4 protein-coding genes are annotated in these 2,424 nt (G+C 34.2%); all 4 read right to left on the bottom strand.

All coding sequences use genetic code 11. The features are described 5' to 3' along the window. Window positions 1-22: 22 nt before the first annotated feature. Window positions 23-988 carry a site-specific tyrosine recombinase/integron integrase gene (xerA, locus tag HT678_RS11180; RefSeq protein WP_000444454.1) on the bottom strand — a complete coding sequence of 322 codons (966 nt, stop codon included), beginning with the start codon at window positions 986-988 and terminating at the stop codon, window positions 23-25. Between the two features lie 117 nt (window positions 989-1,105). Beyond that, the gene (locus HT678_RS11175) at window positions 1,106-1,519 is read right to left on the bottom strand and encodes a type II toxin-antitoxin system death-on-curing family toxin (RefSeq protein ID WP_172925055.1); all 414 of its coding nucleotides are present in this window, start codon (window positions 1,517-1,519) and stop codon (window positions 1,106-1,108) included. Then, window positions 1,516-1,752 (bottom strand): AbrB family transcriptional regulator, encoded by a 237-nt coding sequence (locus HT678_RS11170; RefSeq protein WP_000260603.1) that lies wholly within the window; start codon window positions 1,750-1,752, stop codon window positions 1,516-1,518. The genes HT678_RS11175 and HT678_RS11170 overlap by 4 nt, the downstream gene beginning before the upstream one ends. A gap of 59 nt (window positions 1,753-1,811) precedes the next feature. After that, the coding region (locus HT678_RS11165; protein WP_172925053.1) for a restriction endonuclease subunit S at window positions 1,812-2,424 on the bottom strand (613 nt) is incomplete at its 5' end.

Raw genomic sequence — 2,424 nt, 5'->3', positions numbered from 1 at the left:
CTCGTTAAATCGGGATTTGCTTTTAAGAGATGAATTTTTGGTGTGAATGCTTGACATTATTTTGATTGACCATGGCATAGGCCAGGGTTGTGTCAATCTTGCTATGACCTAGCAGTTTTTGGACTTGTTCGATAGGCATACCTTTATCAATTGCCTTAGTCGCTAAAGTTCTTCTGAACTTATGTGGGTGAACCTTTTGTATACCGAGTTTGTCTCCTAACTTTCTTAAGCGAATCTCTACACCAGCAATTCCAAGCCTCTGGACTTTTCCAACTAACGTTACAAAAAGAGCAGGGTGACTATCTTTTCTGTCGTTAAGATAGTTTCTTAAATGAATTTTCGTACGAGCGTCAAAATATACTGGTCTCTCCTTCTTTCCTTTACCAAAGACAACACACTCTCTGTTTTCAAAATCAATATCTGAACGATTCAACTGTACAAGCTCCCCTACACGCATACCTGTCGATGCTAGTAGGTCTATTATTGCCAAATCTCTCAAATTTTCACAGTTATCGCGCATAATTTCCAAATGTTCATCTGTATAAGTTTCCTTCACATTTTGCTCAGTCTTAATTTTCTTTATCCGTCGAATGGGATTTTTAATGATATATTCCTCTTGCTCAAGCCAAGCAAAAAAAGAAGACAATATACGCCTAATATTGTCTAAATTTGCCTTACTACAATCCTTTTCAGACTGGTAATTTGCTAAATAACTCCTTAAATCATCTGTTGTGAGTTGTGTCACAGACTCCTTAATACCATTAAACAAGTTTTCAATCGTCCTCTGGTAATAACGAATTGTTTTTGAGCTACAGCCCTCTACCTGTTTGGCGGTAATAAAGAGTTTCAACAGGTTATTATTCGAATACTTCTGCTGCTTTTTTCCGTCTACTAGATGATGTTCTAAACTCTCTCTCAATGCTAGTAATTGTTCATTATTTAAAAGAGGTAACATTTCTTGCATGATAATTGTAACTTTTGATTCCATCATTTCTCACTTTCTTATTCATCAATAAAAAGAGACAATATCAGTTTCTGCATTACAGAATTCTAATATTGTCTGTTCATTTATTTTCTTATGCTCATTCAAATCCAGCATAGTAGGTTACTTTTTGACCTTTTCCCTAACAGAATGTTCAGAAACCCATTTGGAGTAGCCTGTCATTTTTTCATCAGTGAAAGATTCTACTGCGATGGTCACACACATTTTTACTGCTTCTTCTACCGTTACAGAAAAATGATAGCTATTTAATTGTAAAAATTTGACCAAAACGAAGAAAGCAGTTCTTTTATTAGCATTAGCAAAAACATGCTTCTTTATCAATTGGACAAATAGTATCGTTGCTTTATCAAAAATTGTTGGATAAAGAGGCTTCCCAAAGACAAATTGTTCTGGTAAGTTCACAATCATATTTAAGGCAGAAGGACTAACTGTTTGAATTTTCTCATTTGGAGAATACCGTTGAATTGCTAAAGCATTTATTTTTTCAATTTGCTTTTCTGTTAGATAGATTGTCATTTTTCCACCAAAGCTTTGAAAACATCGTCGTATTCGTCAAATATTTTATCTAAATTTAAGTCAAAGGCATCATCAGATACATAAGAAACCTGCTGATCCAATTCTTCAGGAGTAAAGATAATCTCACCACTTGGTAACAATTTAGCTTCGTATTTTACACCACTTGGAATATTAAATTCACTTGGAATCGTAATGGTGATTGAATTTCCTTGTTTTCTTGTTTTTACTACCATCTGATTTCCTCCTTTGTTGTATTATAACAAATCATTACCGTAATTACAATGGCAGAATATCAGCTAAAATACTCCTGCATCAGAGATTTCTTCAAAGTTTCAAGCTCTTCCAGAGATTTTTGGATTGCCAATTGTGATTTGTCGACCTGGGCTACAAAGTCTGCGAACTCATTTTGGAGGGAAAGAGGGGGGAAAATCAGTTCAAAATTTTTAATCAGTTGACCGTTTAAATTAGGTTGATTTCCTCCTCGTCCAAGTTCTCGTAATTCGCTATACCTTAGCATTAATTGATGCCAAATAAAAACTGGATTGTCTATTTTATTTGGAAATATAGCCCCACATGCTTGGTTGCTAGTAGATTCAACTTTGAGGATTGCACTTCTTCCTCTTGTTTGTCCTTGACCATACATAGCAATTAATATTGTATCAACTGGAAAAAGTTTAAGAGATGTATTTTCTAAAGCAAATTTTGTGATTTTTTCCTCAGTTTCCGTAATTTCTCTATTTATTACCTCAGTTGTTTTTACCCAATTAATCGTTCCGCTATCCCAATATAATTTATTATCTCTTGATGGTGTACTTCCACTAGAAACTTCAAATTTTTCACCTATTTTATATTTGGGGAATAATGTAGTATAAAAATCCCCAAACATCTCGTTAAATCGGGATTTG

Origin of the sequence: Streptococcus sp. 3167 (assembly GCF_013277175.1) — a bacterium.
In the GTDB taxonomy this organism is placed as follows: domain Bacteria; phylum Bacillota; class Bacilli; order Lactobacillales; family Streptococcaceae; genus Streptococcus; species Streptococcus pseudopneumoniae.
This window is presented reverse-complemented; position numbering and strand designations above follow the sequence as displayed.

What these genes read in the sequence shown, in the direction of transcription:
- HT678_RS11175 (WP_172925055.1), bottom strand. Translation starts at nt 1,519, where the DNA reads ATGACAATCTATCTAACAGAAAAGCAAATTGAAAAAATAAATGCTTTA.
- xerA (WP_000444454.1), bottom strand. Translation starts at nt 988, where the DNA reads ATGGAATCAAAAGTTACAATTATCATGCAAGAAATGTTACCTCTTTTA.
- HT678_RS11170 (WP_000260603.1), bottom strand. Translation starts at nt 1,752, where the DNA reads ATGGTAGTAAAAACAAGAAAACAAGGAAATTCAATCACCATTACGATT.